Raw genomic sequence first — 18,279 nt, forward strand, 5'->3', positions numbered from 1 at the left:
GCTACTCCTTATGCCTTGCTCGACGGACGCACGATCACGTCGCCACCCGGCGCGCCAGGTACGGCGCCCTTGACGGCGATCAGGCCGCGCTCGGCGTCGACCTGCACGATCTGCAGGCGCTGCGTGGTCTGCACGTCGGCACCCATGTGACCGGACATCTTCTTGCCCGGAAACACGCGACCCGGCGTCTGGCGCTGACCGAGCGAACCCGGCTGGCGGTGCGACAGCGAGTTACCGTGCGTCGCGTCGCCCATCTTGAAGTTCCAGCGCTTGATCGTGCCCTGGAAGCCCTTGCCCTTCGTGACGCCCTGGACGTCGACGATCTGGCCCACTTCGAAGATGTCGGCCTTGATCTCGCCACCGACATTGAAGTCGGCGATCTTGTCGTCGGCCACGCGGAGTTCCCACAGACCACGACCGGCTTCGACCTTCGCCTTGGCGAGGTGACCGGTTTCCGGCTTGTTGAGCAGCGATGCACGCTTGACGCCCGCGGTGACCTGCACGGCGCTGTAGCCGTCGGTGTCCACGGTCTTGATCTGGGTAATACGGTTGGGGGTCGCCTCGATCAGCGTCACCGGCACGGACTTGCCGTCTTCGGTGAACACTCGGCTCATGCCGGCCTTGCGGCCGACGATGCCCAACGAATGAATCTTCGCGGTCATGGTGCGGTCCTCAGGTCAGCTTGATCTGGACGTCGACGCCGGCTGCAAGCTCAAGCTTCATCAGCGCGTCAACGGTCTTGTCGTTCGGGTCGACGATATCCAGCACACGCTTGTGCGTGCGGGTCTCGTACTGGTCACGCGCATCCTTGTCGACGTGCGGCGACGTCAGGATGGTGTAACGCTCGATCTTGGTCGGCAGCGGGATCGGGCCGCGCACCTGTGCACCGGTACGCTTCGCGGTCTCGACGATCTCGCTTGCCGAGCGATCGATCAGGCGGTGATCGAATGCCTTGAGGCGGATCCGGATTTTTTGGTCCGTCATGACGGAAATATCCTTGGTTGAAAGAGCGACGGGCCTGCGGCTGGGTGCGCAGAACCCCATTGATTCGTGGCTGTCCGAGGCATTCACCCGCGCCCCGGGGCCGTTCCCTGTAAAACAAAAGGCAGACCGGTTTCCCGATCCGCCCAGACCACAGAAATTCAGACGCGGTGATCCGCTCCATCCCTTCGTGCTCCGGACATTTCCGGAACGGGTGGAGCACAGCCTCGCGACATTTCCGTGTCTGGCGAAGACGAGGGCATCCTGCACCTCATTTCGCGATTTCGCGGACATCCGAAGAAGGCCTGTCCGCGAGGGTCTTGCATCATAGCGGGCATCGAGGGGCGGGCGCAAGCCCTGCCCTTCGAGAACCGGACGGATCGGCTGGACCGGTCCGTTTTTTGATCGTCATTCCCTAAAAAGCGGGGATCCAGAGACTTCTACCGCCGACATCCGCATGAAAGCCTGGAAGCCGCTGGATCCCCGCTTTCGCGGGGATGACGTCTTGGCAGCCGAGCGCGCTAGGCGCGCTCGGGCCAATACGTCACTTGATGATCTTGGCCACCACGCCGGCGCCGACGGTACGACCGCCTTCGCGGATCGCGAAGCGCAGGCCTTCGTCCATCGCCACCGGGTTGATCAGCGTGACCACCATCTTCACGTTGTCGCCCGGCATCACCATCTCGGTGCCTTCCGGCAGTTCACACGCACCCGTGATGTCGGTCGTGCGGAAGTAGAACTGCGGACGGTAGCCCTTGAAGAACGGCGTGTGACGGCCACCCTCGTCCTTCGACAGGACATAGACTTCGGCTTCGAACTCGGTGTGCGGCTTGATCGAACCCGGCTTGGCCAGCACCTGGCCACGCTCGACGTCGTCACGCTTGGTGCCGCGCAGCAGCAGACCGGCGTTGTCGCCCGCCTGGCCCTGGTCGAGCAGCTTGCGGAACATCTCGACGCCCGTGACGGTCGTCTTCTGCACCGGACGGATACCGACGATTTCGATTTCTTCGCCGACCTTGATGATGCCGCGCTCGATACGACCGGTCACGACCGTGCCGCGGCCCGAGATCGAGAACACGTCTTCGACCGGCATCAGGAATGCCTTGTCGACGTCGCGCTCCGGCTCCGGGATGAAGGTGTCGAGGGCGTCGACCAGCTTCAGGATCGACGGCACGCCGATGTCGCTCTGGTCGCCTTCCAGCGCCAGACGGGCCGAGCCGTGGATGATCGGGGTGTCGTCGCCCGGGAAGTCGTACTTCGACAGCAGCTCGCGCACTTCCATCTCGACCAGCTCGAGCAGCTCGGCGTCGTCGACCATGTCGGCCTTGTTCAGGAACACGACGATGTGCGGCACGCCGACCTGACGCGAGAGCAGGATGTGCTCGCGGGTCTGCGGCATCGGGCCGTCAGCGGCCGAACACACCAGGATCGCGCCGTCCATCTGCGCAGCGCCGGTGATCATGTTCTTGACGTAGTCGGCGTGACCCGGGCAATCGACGTGTGCGTAGTGACGCACGGCCGATTCGTATTCCACGTGCGCCGTCGAGATCGTGATGCCGCGCGCCTTCTCTTCCGGCGCCGCGTCGATCTGGTCGTAGCCCTTGAACTCGCCGCCGAAACGCTCCGCACCGATCTTCGTCAGCGCCGCGGTCAGCGTCGTCTTGCCGTGGTCAACGTGACCAATCGTGCCCACGTTCACGTGGGGCTTGGTGCGCTCGAACTTACCCTTTGCCATGGTGATTCACCTTTCTATCTATTGATTCGGGATTGGAAACTGGGATCCGGAATTCCGGCACCGCATGGCGGCGCCGGACTCCAATCCCGAGGGATTACTTCTTGATCACGGTCTCGGCGATGTTCGTCGGCGCTTCCGCGTAGTGATCGAACTCCATCGAGAACGTCGCGCGGCCCTGGGACATCGAGCGCAGCGTCGTCGCATAGCCGAACATTTCACCCAGCGGGATCATCGCGTTGATGATCTTGCCCGACGGGCTGTCGTCCTGGCCCTGCAGGATGCCGCGACGACGGCTGACGTCGCCCATCACGTCGCCGAGGTAATCCTCGGGGCTGACGATCTCGACCTTCATCATCGGCTCGAGCAGCACCGGGCTCGCCTTCACGAAGCCCTGCTTGAACGCCATCGACGACGCGAGCTTGAACGCCATTTCCGACGAGTCGACGTCGTGGTACGAGCCGAACACCAACTTGACCTTGACGCCCACGACCGGGAAGCCGGCGATCGGACCACTGGTGATCGTCTCGCGGATGCCCTTCTCGACCGACGGGATGAATTCCTTCGGAATCACGCCACCGGTGATGTCGTTGATGAAGAGGAAATCGTCCTTGATGTCGCCAGCCAGCTTCGGATCAGCACGATCCTCAGCGGTCAGCGGCGAGAGCTCGATCACGACGTGACCGTACTGACCCTTACCACCAGACTGCTTGGCATGCTTGTAGTCCGACTTCACGTCGCTGGTGCGGATCGTTTCGCGATACGCGACCTGCGGCTTGCCGACATTGGCCTCGACGTTGAACTCGCGCTTCATGCGGTCGACGATGATGTCCAGGTGCAGCTCGCCCATGCCGGCGATGATCGTCTGGCCGGATTCCTCGTCGGTACGCACGCGGAAGGACGGATCTTCCTGCGCCAGGCGACCGAGCGCGAGGCCCATCTTCTCCTGGTCCGACTTGGTCTTCGGTTCGACCGCCATCGAGATGACGGGCTCCGGGAAGATCATGCGCTCGAGCGTGATGATGTGATCCTGCGCGCACAGCGTGTCGCCGGTGGTCACGTCCTTCAGGCCGACAGCCGCGGCGATGTCGCCCGCCCGTACTTCCTTGATCTCTTCGCGGTTGTTGGAGTGCATCTGCAGGATGCGACCCACGCGCTCCTTCTTCGACTTGACCGGGTTGTACACCTGGTCGCCGGCATTGAGCACGCCCGAGTAGACGCGGAAGAACGTCAGCGAACCCACGAACGGATCCGTCATGATCTTGAACGCCAGCGCCGAGAACGGCGCCTTGTCGTCGGCGGTCCGGGTGTCTTCCTTCTCGTCGTCGTCGATGCCCTGCACCGGCGGACGGTCTGACGGCGACGGCAGCAACTGGATCACGCCATCGAGCATCGCCTGGACGCCCTTGTTCTTGAACGCCGTGCCGCAGAACACCGGCACGATCTCGACCTTCAGGGTGCGCTCGCGCAAGCCGGAGATGATTTCTTCTTCGGTCAGCTCGCCTTCGTTGAGGTACTTGTCCATCAACGCTTCGTTGGCTTCGGCCGCAGCTTCGACCATGAACGCACGCGCGTCATTGGACTCGTCGAGCAGGTTCGCCGGAATGTCGCGGTACTCGAACGTCGTGCCCTGCGAAGCGGTGTCCCAATGGATCGCCTTCATCTTGAGCAGATCGACAACGCCCTCGAAACCTTCCTCGGCGCCGATCGGCACCTGCATCGGCACGGCGTACGCGCCGAGACGCGCCTTCAGCTGGTCGACGACCTTGTTGAAGTTCGCACCGGTGCGATCCATCTTGTTGACGAACGCGAGGCGCGGCACCGAATACTTGTTGGCCTGGCGCCACACGGTCTCGGACTGCGGCTGCACGCCACCGACCGCGCACAGCACGAACACCGCGCCGTCGAGCACGCGCAGGCTGCGCTCGACTTCGATCGTGAAGTCGACGTGGCCGGGGGTGTCGATGATGTTGAAGCGGTGCTCGGGCAGCGACTTGTCCATGCCCTTCCAGAACGCCGTGGTGGCCGCCGAGGTGATGGTGATGCCGCGTTCCTGCTCCTGCTCCATCCAGTCCATGGTGGCGGCGCCATCGTGCACTTCACCGATCTTGTGGCTGACGCCGGTGTAGAACAGGATGCGCTCGGAGGTCGTGGTCTTGCCGGCATCGATGTGGGCCATGATGCCGAAGTTGCGGTAGCGTTCGATGGGTGTCGTGCGAGCCACGTCGGTTTCTCGTATTGAATGGCGAAGTCCCGCTGGAACACGGTGCCTTCGCGATGGAATCGCTTGAATGGACGAATGCCGCCTTGCGGCGGCCTTCGGATCCTGCGTGCGGTCTGTGACCGCCTGGAGGCACCTGGATGGTGCCGACGGGCCCCGGAATCAACCGGGACCCGCGGGAGCCGCTTACCAGCGGTAGTGCGCGAACGCCTTGTTGGCGTCGGCCATGCGGTGGGTTTCTTCGCGCTTCTTGATCGCGCCACCACGGTTTTCGGACGCGTCGATCAGCTCGGCAGCCAACTTGCGCGGCATGGTGTTCTCGCCGCGCTTGCGCGCCGACTCGATCAGCCAGCGCATTGCCAGTGCCATGCGACGCGAGGCGCGCACTTCGACCGGCACCTGGTACGTGGCACCACCGACGCGGCGCGACTTCACTTCGACGGCCGGCGAGATGTTGCCCAGCGCCTTCTCGACGAGCTCGAGCGGGTTGCCGTTCTTCTCGCTGATGACGTCCATGGCGCCGTAGACGATCTTTTCAGCGATCGACTTCTTGCCACTCTTCATGACCATGTTGATGAAGCGCGCGATCGTGTCGCTGTGGTGCTTCGGGTCGGGCAGCACGGAACGCTGCGGGGTATTTCCTTTACGCGACATTGTCTATTCCTCAGCCCTTCGGACGCTTGGTGCCGTACTTCGAACGGCTCTGCTTGCGCTTCGCCACGCCGGAGGCGTCGAGCGAACCGCGCACGGTGTGGTAACGCACGCCCGGGAGGTCCTTGACGCGACCGCCGCGGATCAGCACCACGCTGTGCTCCTGCAGGTTGTGGCCTTCGCCGCCGATGTACGAAATCACTTCGTAACCGTTGGTCAGGCGCACCTTGGCGACCTTGCGAAGCGCGGAGTTCGGCTTCTTCGGGGTCGTGGTGTACACGCGGGTGCAGACGCCACGGCGCTGCGGGCAGTTCGCCAGTGCGGGCGAAGTGCTCTTGTAGGTTTCGGGGCTGCGCGGCTTCCGCACCAGCTGGTTGATCGTTGCCATCAGGTCTCGGGTCTTTGGTTCGGGCCGGAGCCCGGTGAAAACGAAGACAGACGGTAAGGCCGCCTGTCAGACGAAAAAGTATAGCCCGCGCTGACGGGTACCGTCAACGCGGGTCATACCGCCGCTGGCGCGCCCACGAGGGGCGCAACCCGGCATACAACGTCTCCCGTCCATCCTGGACCGAATACGAGCCGCGTCCTGCGCCTCTTTTCGGAGTCTGGGTGGCCCACGAGGGGCCACCAAATTGGGTGCAATCTTAGCGTGCTTCGCCGTCGTTGTCAGCCGTCGGCGTCACCGGTGCATCTTCGAGCATCACCTGCTCCGGCGCAGCCGGTGCAGCGACGACTTCGGCTTCGGCCTTTGCCGTGCTGCTGCCCGACAGTGCGTCCATTTCCGAGTCGGTCAGGCCGGAAGCGGCGCGACGACGACGGGCGTGGTACGCCAGACCGGTACCGGCCGGGATCAGACGACCCACGATCACGTTTTCCTTCAGACCGCGCAGGCTGTCGCGCGTGCCGCGGACGGCCGCCTCGGTGAGCACGCGGGTGGTCTCCTGGAACGACGCGGCCGAGATGAACGACTCTGTGGCCAGCGATGCCTTGGTGATACCCAGCAGGACCGGATCGAACTTCGCCGGCAACTCGTTCTTGGCGAGATGCTTGACGTTGTCCTCGATCACGCGCTGACGCTCGACCTGCTCACCGTTGAGGAAGCGGCTGTCGCCCTGATCGGTGATCTCGACCTTGCGCAGCATCTGGCGAACGATCACCTCGATGTGCTTGTCGTTGATCTTCACGCCCTGCAGGCGGTAGACGTCCTGGATTTCCTTGGTCAGATAGGACGCGAGTTCCTCGACGCCCTTCAGACGCAGGATGTCCTGCGGACCCGGCTCGCCGTCGACGACCGTTTCGCCCTTCTCCACGTGCTCGCCTTCGAACACGATGATCTGGCGGTACTTCGGGATCAGCTCTTCGTGATCGACACCGTCGGTGCCCTTGATGATCAGACGCTGCTTGCCCTTGGTGTCCTTGCCGAAGCTGACGATGCCGGAGATCTCGGCGAGGATCGCCTGGTCCTTCGGCTTGCGCGCTTCGAACAGGTCGGCCACGCGCGGCAGACCACCGGTGATGTCGCGGGTCTTCGACGCTTCCTGCGGCACCTTGGTCACCACGTCGCCCACGCCGACGGGGTCGCCGTCCTGCAGGTTGACGATCGAGCGCGGCGGCAGCAGGTACTGCGCCGGCAGGTCGGTGCCCGGAATGTTGAGGTCGTTGCCCTTGTCATCGACGATGCGGACGATCGGACGCAGATCCTTGCCCATCGAGCCGCGACGCTTGGGATCGGTGATCTCGCGCGACGCCAGGCCGGTCAGGTCGTCGGTCTTCTCGATGACGGTGATGCCGTCGACGAAGTCCACGAAGCGGATGAAGCCCGCGACTTCCGACACGATCGGGTGGTTATGCGGATCCCAGTTCGAGACGGTCTGGCCGGCCTTGATCGCATCGCCGTCGTTGACGGTGATGGTCGCGCCGTAGGGCAGCTTGTAACGCTCGCGCTCGCGGCCGTGGCCGTCGAGCACCGAGAGTTCACCCGAGCGCGAGACCGCGACCAGGTTGCCGCTCTCGTGCTTGACGTGCTTGAGGTTGTTGAACTTGATCGAGCCGGTGGTCTTGACCGTCACGTTGTCGATGGCGGCCGCACGCGACGCCGCACCACCGATGTGGAACGTACGCATGGTCAGCTGCGTGCCGGGCTCGCCGATCGACTGCGCAGCGACGACGCCGACGGCCTCGCCCTGGTTGACCAGGTGGCCGCGGCCGAGGTCACGGCCGTAGCAGCTGGCGCAGACGCCGAAGCCGGCTTCGCAGGTGATGGTCGAACGGACCTGGATCGACTGCACACCAGCCTCTTCGAGGCGCTGCACCCACTGCTCGTCGAGCAGCGTGTTGCGGGTGACGATCGGATCCTCGTCGTTGCCCGGCAGGAACACGTCCTCGGCCACGACACGACCCAGCACGCGGTCGCGCAAGGGCTCGACCACATCGCCGCCTTCGACGATCGGGGTCATGGTCAGACCGTCCATCGTGCCGCAGTCGACTTCGGTGATCACCACGTCCTGCGCCACGTCGACGAGACGACGGGTCAGGTAACCGGAGTTCGCGGTCTTGAGCGCGGTATCGGCCAGACCCTTACGGGCACCGTGGGTGGAGTTGAAGTATTCCTGGACGTTCAGGCCTTCGCGGAAGTTCGCGATGATCGGCGTCTCGATGATCGAGCCGTCCGGCTTGGCCATCAGGCCGCGCATACCGGCCAGCTGACGAATCTGCGCCTGCGAACCACGCGCACCGGAGTCGGCCATGATGTAAAGCGAGTTCATCGACTTCTGATCGATGGTCTCGCCCTTGGCATTGAGCACCTTCTCGGTACCGATGGTGTCCATCATCGCCTTGGCGATGCGCTCGTTCGTGCGCGACCAGATGTCGACGACCTTGTTGTAGCGCTCGCCGGCGGTGACCAGGCCCGACTGGTACTGCTGCTGGATTTCCAGCACCTCGGCCTCGGCCTCGACCAGGATGCCGGCCTTCTCGGTCGGGATGGTCATGTCGTTGATGCCGATCGACACGCCCGCACGCGTCGCGTTGCCGAAGCCGGTGTACATCAGCTTGTCGGCGAACACGACCGTGTCCTTGAGACCCAGACGGCGGTAGCAGGCGTTGATCAGGCGCGAGATGTTCTTCTTGTTGAGCTCGACGTTGGCCAGTTCGAACGGCAGGCCCTCGGGCATGATCTCAAGCAGCAGTGCACGACCCACGCTCGTATCGACGATCGAGGTCACCTGCTCACGCGAGCCGTCCTCGCTGATCACGGTCTGCTTGATGCGGACCTTGATCTTCGCGTGCAGGCCGGCGGCCTTGTTGTCGAACGCACGCCGCACTTCGGCGATGTTCGCGAAGATCATGCCTTCGCCCGGGATGTTCTCCAGGGCGCGCGTCATGTAGTACAGACCGAGCACGACGTCTTGCGACGGCACGATGATCGGCTCGCCGTTGGCGGGCGAGAGGATGTTGTTCGACGCCATCATCAGGGCACGCGCTTCGAGCTGGGCTTCCAGCGACAGCGGCACGTGGACCGCCATCTGGTCACCGTCGAAGTCGGCGTTGAACGCGGTACAGACCAGCGGATGCAGCTGGATCGCCTTGCCTTCAATCAGCACCGGCTCGAACGCCTGGATGCCCAGACGGTGCAGCGTCGGCGCGCGGTTGAGCAGCACCGGGTGCTCGCGGATCACCTCTTCGAGGATGTCCCACACCTCGGCCTCTTCGCGCTCGACGAGCTTCTTGGCGGCCTTGATCGTCGTGGCGAGGCCACGGCGCTGCAGCTTGGCGAAGATGAAGGGCTTGAACAGCTCGAGCGCCATCTTCTTCGGCAGGCCGCACTCGTGCAGGCGCAGCGTCGGGCCGACCACGATGACCGAACGGCCCGAGTAGTCGACGCGCTTGCCCAGCAAGTTCTGGCGGAAGCGGCCCTGCTTGCCCTTGATCATGTCGGCGAGCGACTTGAGCGGGCGCTTGTTGGTACCGGTGATCGCACGGCCACGACGGCCGTTGTCCATCAACGCATCGACCGATTCCTGGAGCATGCGCTTCTCGTTGCGCACGATGATGTCGGGCGCATTGAGTTCGAGCAGGCGACGCAGGCGGTTGTTGCGGTTGATGACGCGGCGGTACAGATCGTTGAGATCCGAGGTCGCGAAGCGGCCACCGTCCAGCGGGACCAGCGGACGCAGGTCCGGCGGCAGCACCGGCAGCACGGTCATGATCATCCACTCGGGACGGTTGCCCGACTCGATGAAGGCCTCGACCAGCTTGATCCGCTTGGTCAGACGCTTGAGCTTGGTTTCCGAACCCGTAGCGGCGATCTCTTCCTTCAGGCGGACCATTTCGGCCTGTAGGTCGATCGTGCGCAGCAGGTCATAGACCGCCTCGGCGCCCATTGCGGCGTCGAAGTCGTCGCCGTGTTCCTGGCGCATCTGCATGTACTGCTCTTCGTTGAGCAGCTGGCTGCGCTCGAGCGGGGTCAGGCCCGGCTCGGTCACGACGAACGCTTCGAAGTACAGGATGCGTTCGATGTCACGCAGGGTCATGTCCAGCATCAGGCCGATGCGGCTGGGCAGCGACTTGAGGAACCAGATGTGCGCGACCGGCGAGGCCAGGTCGATGTGACCCATGCGCTCGCGGCGCACCTTGGCCAGCGTGACTTCGGTGCCGCACTTCTCGCACACAACGCCGCGGTGCTTCATGCGCTTGTACTTGCCGCACAGGCACTCGTAGTCCTTGATCGGACCGAAAATCGCGGCGCAGAACAGGCCGTCACGCTCGGGCTTGAACGTGCGGTAGTTGATGGTCTCGGGCTTCTTCACTTCGCCGAACGACCACGAACGGATCAGGTCCGGGCTGGCGAGCGCGATCTTGATCGCATCGAAGTCCGGAATCTGGCGCGGCTGGTTGAAGAGATTGAGCAGGTCTTTCATGTCTTTACTCCGGGAAAGGGGAACCTGGGCAGTGTTGGATCGGTGTCGCGCGCGGCACGCTCACGCGCCGCGCGTCGGACGTCCTGCCTCAGTGCTCCTCCAGCTCCATGTTGATCGCCAGCGAACGGATTTCCTTGACCAGCACGTTGAAGGACTCGGGCATGCCCGCGACCATCTCGTGTTCGCCGTCGACGATGTTCTTGTACATCTGGTTGCGGCCCTGCACGTCGTCGGACTTCACCGTCAGCATTTCCTGCAGGGTGTAGGCCGCGCCGTAGGCTTCCAGCGCCCAGACTTCCATTTCGCCGAAGCGCTGGCCGCCGAACTGCGCCTTGCCGCCCAGCGGCTGCTGGGTGACGAGCGAGTACGGACCGGTCGAACGCGCGTGCATCTTGTCGTCCACCAGGTGGTTGAGCTTGAGCATGTGCATGTAGCCCACGGTCACTTCACGCTCGAACGCCTCGCCGGTGCGGCCGTCGAACAGACGGTGCTGACCACTGGTCGGCATGTCCGCCAGTTCAAGCATCGCCTTGATCTCCGACTCCGCCGCGCCGTCGAACACCGGGGTGGCCATCGGCACACCGTCGGTCAGATTGCCGGCCAGCTTCAGCAGTTCCTCGTCACTGAACTGCGACAGGTCGACGCGCTGTGCGAACGTCGCCTTGTCGTGGTTGTAGATCTGGTCGAGGAAGCTGCGCAGCTCGGTCACCTTGGCCTGCGCGTCGAGCATCCGCTGGATCTTCTCGCCGAGCCCCTTGGCCGCAAGGCCCAGATGCACTTCGAGAATCTGGCCGATGTTCATACGTGACGGCACGCCCAGCGGGTTCAACACGATGTCGACCGTGTTGCCGTTGGCCATGTGCGGCATGTCCTGCACAGGCACGATGGTCGACACGACACCCTTGTTGCCGTGGCGGCCGGCCATCTTGTCGCCCGGCTGGATGCGACGCTTCACGGCCAAGTAGACCTTGACCATCTTCAGCACGCCCGGTGCGAGGTCGTCGCCCTGGGTGATCTTGCCGCGCTTGTCGGCGAAGCGCTTCTCGAACTCCTTCTGGTGCGCGTCGATCTGCTTCTGCGCACGTTCGATCGCGTCGGCTGCGTCCTCGTCCTTCATGCGGATCTGGAACCAGTCGGACTTCTTCAGGCCGTCGAGCACCAGCGAGCTGACCGTGTCGCCCTTCTTCAGGCCCGGACCGCCATTGGCGACCTTGCCCTGGATCTGCGAACGCAGACGCGCATAGATCGCGCTTTCGAGGATGCGGAACTGGTCGTCGAAGTCCTTCTTGACGCGCTTGATCTCGGACTCTTCGATCTGCTTGGCGCGCTTGTCCTTCTCGATGCCGTCGCGGGTGAAGACCTGCACGTCGATGACGGTGCCGTCCATGCCCGGCGGCACGCGCAACGAGCTGTCCTTCACGTCGGACGCCTTCTCACCGAAGATCGCACGCAGCAGCTTCTCTTCCGGGGTCAGCTGGCTCTCGCCCTTCGGCGTGACCTTGCCGACCAGGATGTCGCCGGCGCGGACTTCCGCACCGATGTACACCACGCCGGATTCGTCGAGACGGTTGAGCGCGTTCTCGGACACGTTCGGGATGTCTGCGGAGATTTCCTCCGGTCCCAGCTTCGTGTCGCGGGCGACCGCGGTCATTTCCTCGATGTGGATCGTCGTGTAACGGTCTTCCTTGACGACGCGCTCCGACAGCAGGATCGAGTCTTCGAAGTTGTAGCCGTTCCACGGCATGAACGCGACGAGCATGTTCTGACCCAGCGCCAGCTCGCCGATGTCGGTCGAGGGACCGTCGGCCAGCACGTCGCCGCGCGCGACCACGTCACCGACGACGACCAGCGGACGCTGGTTGATGCAGGTGTTCTGGTTGGAACGCGTGTACTTGATCAGGTTGTAGATGTCGACGCCGGCATCGTGCTCGCCGGAGATCTCTTCTTCATGCACCTTGACCACGACGCGGCCGGCGTCGATCTGCTCGATCACGCCGCCACGGCGGGCGTTCACGGTCACGCCCGAGTCGCGCGCCACGGCGCGCTCGATACCGGTACCGACCAGCGGCTTCTGCGCACGCAGCGTCGGCACGGCCTGGCGCTGCATGTTGGCGCCCATCAGTGCGCGGTTCGCGTCATCGTGCTCGAGGAACGGCACGAGCGCGGCAGCGACCGACACGGTCTGCATCGGCGAGACGTCCATGTAATGGATTTCCGCCGGCGGCTTGAGCAGCGACTCGCCCTGGAAGCGGCAGTCGACGAACTGCTGCGTCATCGTGCCCTTGTCGTCCTGGACGGCATTGGCCTGTGCGATGACGTAGTCGTTCTCTTCGATCGCCGACAGGTATTCGATGTCGTCGGTGACGCGGCTGTCGATGACCTTGCGGTACGGGGTCTCAAGGAAGCCGTACCGGTTGGTGCGCGCGAACGTCGCCAGCGAGTTGATCAGACCGATGTTCGGGCCTTCCGGCGTTTCGATGGTGCAGACGCGGCCGTAATGCGTGGGATGCACGTCGCGCACTTCGAAGCCGGCGCGCTCGCGGGTCAGACCGCCGGGCCCCAGGGCCGAGACGCGACGCTTGTGCGTGACTTCCGACAGCGGGTTGTTCTGGTCCATGAACTGCGACAGCTGCGAGGAGCCGAAGAATTCCTTGACCGCCGCCGCGACTGGCTTGGCGTTGATCAGCTCCTGCGGGGTCAGGCCATCGGCCTCGGCCATCGTCAGGCGCTCGCGCACGGCGCGCTCGACGCGGACCAGGCCCACGCGGAACACGTTCTCGGCCATTTCACCGACCGAACGCACGCGGCGGTTGCCGAGGTGGTCGATGTCGTCGACGACGCCGCGACCGTTGCGGATCTCGGTCAGCACGCGGATGACATCGAGGATGTCGGACGTCTGGCCGAACTCGCCGCGCAGGCGCACCGAATCCTCGTCCTTGCGCTCGGCGAAGTACTTCGCGTCGTAAAGCACCGACGCGCCTTCGGTTTCCTTGCGGCCCAGGCGACGGTTGAACTTCATGCGGCCGACGCCGGAGACGTCGTAGCGCTCGAACGTGAAGAACAGATTGTGGAACAGGTTCTGCGCGGCGTCCTTGGTCGGCGGCTCGCCGGGACGCATCATGCGGTAGATCTCGACCAGCGCGTCGAGCTGCGTCTTGGTCGAGTCGATGCGCAGGGTGTTCGACAGGTACGGACCGCGATCGAGATCGTTGACCCAGATCGTGCCGATGGTCTCGATCGACGCCTTGCGCAGCGCCTCGAGGGTCTCGAGCGTGATCTCGTCGTTCGCGGTCGCGACCAGCTCACCGGTCGCCGGGTCGATCACGTCGTGCGACAGGATCTGGCCGACCATGTAGTCGTCCGGCACGGCCAGCGCGGTGATGCCGGCGGCCTCGAGCTGCTTGACGTGACGCGCGGTGATGCGCTTGCCGGCTTCGACGATGACCTTCTCGCCGTCGAGCAGGTCGAAGTTCAGCGTTTCACCACGCAGACGCTCCGACACCAGCTCCAGCTGCACGCCCTCGCCTTCCGGCAGGATGTGGTAGCTGTTGATGTCGAAGAACTCGTTGAGCATCTCTTCGTTGTTGTAGCCGAGCGCGCGCAGCAGCACCGACACCGGCAGCTTGCGACGGCGGTCGATACGGGTGAACAGCGCGTCCTTCGGGTCGAACTCGAAGTCGAGCCAGGAACCGCGGTACGGAATGATGCGGGCGCTGTAGAGCAGCTTGCCCGAGCTGTGCGTCTTGCCGCGGTCGTGGTCGAAGAACACGCCCGGCGAGCGGTGCAGCTGCGAGACGATGACGCGCTCGGTGCCGTTGATGATGAAGGTGCCGTTCTCGGTCATGAGCGGAATCTCGCCCATGTAGACCTCCTGCTCCTTCACGTACTTGATGGCCTTCTGCGACGACTCGCGGTCGTAGATCACCAGGCGCACGGTCACGCGCAGCGGGGCGCCGTAGCTCAGGCCACGGTTGCGGCATTCGCGCTCGTCGAACACGGGCTCGCCGAGCTTGTAGCCGACGTATTCGAGTGCGGCGTAGCCGTTGTAGCTGACGATCGGGAACACCGACTTCAGCGCGGCATGCAGGCCACGGTCCTCACGCTTGGTGGGATCGCGGTCGGCCTGCAGGAATTCGCGGTAGGAATCGACCTGGATGGCCAGCAGGAACGGCACCTCGAGAATCTCGCGGCGCTTGCCGAAGTTCTTGCGGATGCGCTTCTTCTCGGTGAACGAGTAGGTCTGCTGCTGGCTCGACGGGAGCTGGGACGTCGTCATGGAAGTACGCCTCGTTGGATCGGATGGGATCGACGTGCGATCCGGTACATGGAGCTGTCACTGGGTAGTCGCTGGTATTGCCGGCACCAGCACGCCATCTCCCGCTACTACCCACTGACAACTGCGTCAGTTGTCGTGTTGCGTGTTCGCTCGGTCGCCCGATTTCAGGAACGACCAAGGGCCGGGAGCTTTCGCCCCCGGCCCTGGTGCATCGCAAGCATGTGCTGCGATGCCAAGTGCCGCTTACTTGATTTCGACGGTCGCGCCTGCGGCCTCGAGATCCTTCTTGATCTTCTCGGCTTCTTCCTTCGTGGCGCCTTCCTTGACGTCCTTCGGTGCGCCTTCGACCAGGTCCTTGGCTTCCTTCAGACCCAGGCCGGTGATGGCGCGGACGACCTTGATGGCCTCGACCTTCTTCTCGCCGGCAGCCTTCAGCACGACGGTGAACTCGGTCTGCTCTTCGACAGCGGCAGCCGGGCCGGCAGCAGCAGCCGCGGCGACCGGAGCAGCGGCGGAGACGCCGAACTTCTCTTCGATGGCCTTGACCAGCTCCATCACTTCCATCAGGGACTTCTCGGCGATGGCGTCGACGATCTGTTCGTTGGTAAGGGACATTGTGATTACCTTTGAAAAATTTTCTGGGATAGGTTTCGTTGAACCGACAGGCCGGGCTTAAGCCGTTTCGGCCGTCTCGGCTGCTGCGTCCGCGGGTGCTTCGTCGCCACCACCCTGCTTGTCGCCGACGGCCTTGACGGCACGGGCGAACATCGCAGCGGGTTCGGACAGCACGCGGGCCAGCATCGACAGTGCCTGCTCGAGCGTCGGCAGCGATGCCAGCACGTCCACGTGGCTGGCCGGATACAGCTGACCTTCCATGACGACGAGCTTCGGCACCAGCTTGCTGTTGTCTTTCGCGAATTCCTTGATCAGGCGACCGGCTGCGCCGGGCTCCTCGGTCGAGAACGCATACAGCAGAGGGCCCACCAGCGAGTCCTTCGAGCACTCGTAGCTGGTACCTTCCACCGCGCGTGCGGCCAGGGTGTTCTTGACAACGCGCAAGTACACACCGGTCTCACGAGCCTTCTTGCGCATCGCGGTCATCTGACTGACCGTGGTGCCCACGTACTCGGCAGCAATCAGGGAGTGGGCGTTCGCGGCGACTTCTGCCAGCTCCGCGACAACTTCCTGCTTCTGGGACAGATTGAGAGCCATTCATCACTCCTCATTGTGAACTCCGCTCACGGCTCCTGCCGCTTGCGGTCCTGAGCGGCTTCCGTCCTGGAGGCCGGGGATGCACGAAGCATCCCGGTGGTGGCCTTCTGCCTGGTTGACGGACGTCGGACCAGAAAACTTCAGAAGGGCATCACCATCTACGCAGGCCTGTCGGTGCAAGCACCTCGGGATTAAGCGGTCTCGATCATCGGTGGCGGCGATTCCCTGCCAGTTCGAGCATCCCTGCCCGTCGCCACTCCGACCTCCACCGCGCCTGCGGTCTTTGACGGCGCCGCACCGGACCGTCGGTCCGTTGCGATGCCCCCAAATCGCGTCGCCCCGCAAGCGGGACGGCGCGCTTATTGCGTTTCGATCAGCGTGCGATGGTCAGCGACGACTGGTCGATGGCGACACCCGGACCCATGGTCGAGCTCACCGAGATCTTCTGCAGGTACTGGCCCTTGGCGGTGGCCGGCTTGGCCTTCACCAGATCGGCCAGCAGCGCCTGCAGGTTTTCCTTCAGCTTCTCCGCATCGAAGTCGGCCTTGCCGATCGTGCAGTGGATGATGCCGGCCTTGTCGGTGCGGTAACGGACCTGGCCGCCCTTCGCATTCTTGACGGCCTCGCCCGGGTTCGCGGACACGGTGCCGACCTTCGGGTTCGGCATCAGGCCGCGCGGACCCAGCACCGTACCGAGCTTGCCGACCACGCGCATCGCGTCCGGCGTCGCGATCACGACGTCGTAGTTGATATCGCCTGCCTGCATCTTCTCGGCCAGATCATCCATGCCGACGATGTCGGCGCCGGCGGCCAGGGCTTCGTCGGCCTTGGCACCGGCGGGCGCGAACACCGCGACGCGGACGCTCTTGCCGGTGCCCTGCGGCAGCACGGTCGAACCGCGCACCTGCTGGTCGGACTTGCGCGCGTCGACGCCGAGGCGGACGGCGACGTCCACGGCTTCGGCGAACTTGGCGCTGCTGTTGTCCTTGACGATCTTCAGGGCTTCATCGATCGCGTAGTTCTTGCCCGGCTGCACGGCAGCCTGGATGCTCTTCTGTCGCTTGGTCTGTGCCATGGTCTCAGCCCTCCACCGTCAGGCCCATCGAACGGGCGGAACCCGCGATGGTGCGCACTGCCGCTTCCAGCTCGGCCGCCGTCAGATCGGCTTCCTTCGCCTTGGCGATTTCTTCGAGCTGCGCGCGCGTCACCTTGCCCACCTTTTCGGTGTTGGGACGCTTGGAGCCCGAGGCCACACCCGCCGCCTTCTTCAGCAGCACCGATGCCGGCGTGCTCTTGGTGATGAAGGTGAAGGTACGGTCCGAGTAGGCCGTGATGATGACCGGCGTCGGCAGACCCGGCTCGAGCTTGGAAGTCGCTGCGTTGAACGCCTTGCAGAACTCCATGATGTTCAGGCCGCGCTGACCCAGCGCAGGACCGACCGGCGGCGAGGGGTTGGCCTGACCGGCCTTGACCTGCAGCTTGATGTAACCGACGACTTTCTTCGCCATTGTCTTCTTCTCTCCGGGTGCAAGCGCCTGGAATCAGGCTCCCCATCGTTCCGGGAATACACGTGTCCCGGATTCACGTTGTCCATCTCGCGCGAAAGGCCGCCCATACGGCGGCCTGTGCGGATGTCTGGCGCAGCCAGACAGTGAGCCGCGCACTATAGCAGGGTTTCGCGCGCCCGTCACAGACGGGCGCAGCGGGGTTCAGGCCTTCTCGACCTGCCCGAATTCCAGTTCGACCGGGGTCGAACGGCCGAAGATCAGCACTGCGACACGCAGGCGGCTCTTCTCGTAGTTGATTTCCTCGACCACGCCGTTGAAGTCGTTGAACGGGCCATCGGTCACGCGGACCATCTGGCCCGGCTCGAAGAGCACCTTCGGACGCGGCTTCTCGACGCCTTCCTGCACGCGATCGAGAATCACGGCGGCTTCTTCGTCGCGGATCGGCAGCGGACGATCGGCGGTACCGCCGATGAAGCCCATCACCTTCGGCGTTTCCTTGACCAGATGCCAACTCTCGTTGTCCATGCGCGGGATACCGCCCTCGTCCGAGGTCAGGATCTGCACCAGGACATAGCCCGGGAAGAATTTGCGCTCAGAGCGGCGCTTCTGCCCGGCGCGCATCTCGATCACTTCCTCGGTCGGCACCAGCACGTCGCCGAACTTGTCCTGCATTTCAGTGCGCACGATGCGATCGCGCAGCGCCTGAGCCACCGACTTCTCGAAGCCGGAATAGGCATGCACGACGTACCAGCGCTTGACGCCTTCGGTTTCCATCTGAA

At 64.0% G+C, this 18,279-nt stretch carries 13 protein-coding genes; all 13 read right to left on the bottom strand.

Going from position 1 to position 18,279, the window contains the following annotated elements:
• Window positions 1-8 precede the first annotated feature (8 nt).
• Window positions 9-662 (bottom strand): 50S ribosomal protein L3, encoded by a 654-nt coding sequence (gene rplC, locus AC3IRM_RS12715; RefSeq protein WP_310150803.1) that lies wholly within the window; start codon window positions 660-662, stop codon window positions 9-11.
• Window positions 663-672: 10 nt separating this feature from the next.
• Window positions 673-984, bottom strand: a complete 312-nt coding sequence (gene rpsJ, locus AC3IRM_RS12720; protein ID WP_047137645.1) for a 30S ribosomal protein S10 — start codon at window positions 982-984, stop codon at window positions 673-675.
• Window positions 985-1,525: 541 nt separating this feature from the next.
• Complete coding sequence (gene tuf, locus AC3IRM_RS12725) at window positions 1,526-2,716, bottom strand: elongation factor Tu (RefSeq protein ID WP_489203477.1); 1,191 nt, start codon at window positions 2,714-2,716, stop codon at window positions 1,526-1,528.
• 94 nt (window positions 2,717-2,810) lie between these two features.
• Window positions 2,811-4,937: an elongation factor G gene (gene fusA, locus AC3IRM_RS12730; RefSeq protein WP_489203478.1), complete on the bottom strand. Its 2,127-nt coding sequence runs from the start codon at window positions 4,935-4,937 to the stop codon at window positions 2,811-2,813.
• Window positions 4,938-5,120: 183 nt separating this feature from the next.
• Window positions 5,121-5,588 (bottom strand): 30S ribosomal protein S7, encoded by a 468-nt coding sequence (rpsG, locus tag AC3IRM_RS12735; protein ID WP_232115252.1) that lies wholly within the window; start codon window positions 5,586-5,588, stop codon window positions 5,121-5,123.
• A 10-nt stretch (window positions 5,589-5,598) separates the two neighbouring features.
• Window positions 5,599-5,973, bottom strand: coding sequence for a 30S ribosomal protein S12 (gene rpsL, locus AC3IRM_RS12740; RefSeq protein WP_101924969.1), 375 nt, complete (start codon window positions 5,971-5,973; stop codon window positions 5,599-5,601).
• A 256-nt stretch (window positions 5,974-6,229) separates the two neighbouring features.
• On the bottom strand, window positions 6,230-10,504 hold the full coding sequence (rpoC, locus tag AC3IRM_RS12745) for a DNA-directed RNA polymerase subunit beta' (RefSeq protein WP_489203479.1): 4,275 nt from the start codon (window positions 10,502-10,504) through the stop codon (window positions 6,230-6,232).
• Between the two features lie 88 nt (window positions 10,505-10,592).
• A complete protein-coding gene (rpoB, locus tag AC3IRM_RS12750; protein WP_489203480.1) occupies window positions 10,593-14,780 on the bottom strand; it encodes a DNA-directed RNA polymerase subunit beta in 4,188 nt (1,395 codons plus the stop codon).
• A 243-nt stretch (window positions 14,781-15,023) separates the two neighbouring features.
• Window positions 15,024-15,395, bottom strand: coding sequence for a 50S ribosomal protein L7/L12 (rplL, locus tag AC3IRM_RS12755; RefSeq protein ID WP_096297402.1), 372 nt, complete (start codon window positions 15,393-15,395; stop codon window positions 15,024-15,026).
• Window positions 15,396-15,452: 57 nt separating this feature from the next.
• Entirely contained in the window at window positions 15,453-15,992 is a 540-nt protein-coding gene (gene rplJ, locus AC3IRM_RS12760; protein ID WP_310238738.1) for a 50S ribosomal protein L10, read from the bottom strand.
• A gap of 373 nt (window positions 15,993-16,365) precedes the next feature.
• Window positions 16,366-17,067, bottom strand: a complete 702-nt coding sequence (gene rplA / locus AC3IRM_RS12765) for a 50S ribosomal protein L1 (RefSeq protein WP_489203481.1) — start codon at window positions 17,065-17,067, stop codon at window positions 16,366-16,368.
• A gap of 4 nt (window positions 17,068-17,071) precedes the next feature.
• Window positions 17,072-17,500 carry a 50S ribosomal protein L11 gene (gene rplK, locus AC3IRM_RS12770; RefSeq protein ID WP_055246815.1) on the bottom strand — a complete coding sequence of 143 codons (429 nt, stop codon included), beginning with the start codon at window positions 17,498-17,500 and terminating at the stop codon, window positions 17,072-17,074.
• A 201-nt stretch (window positions 17,501-17,701) separates the two neighbouring features.
• Entirely contained in the window at window positions 17,702-18,274 is a 573-nt protein-coding gene (gene nusG / locus AC3IRM_RS12775; protein ID WP_310150752.1) for a transcription termination/antitermination protein NusG, read from the bottom strand.
• Window positions 18,275-18,279: the final 5 nt, after the last annotated feature.

It is taken from the genome of Luteimonas sp. KH_071 (assembly GCF_057838005.1).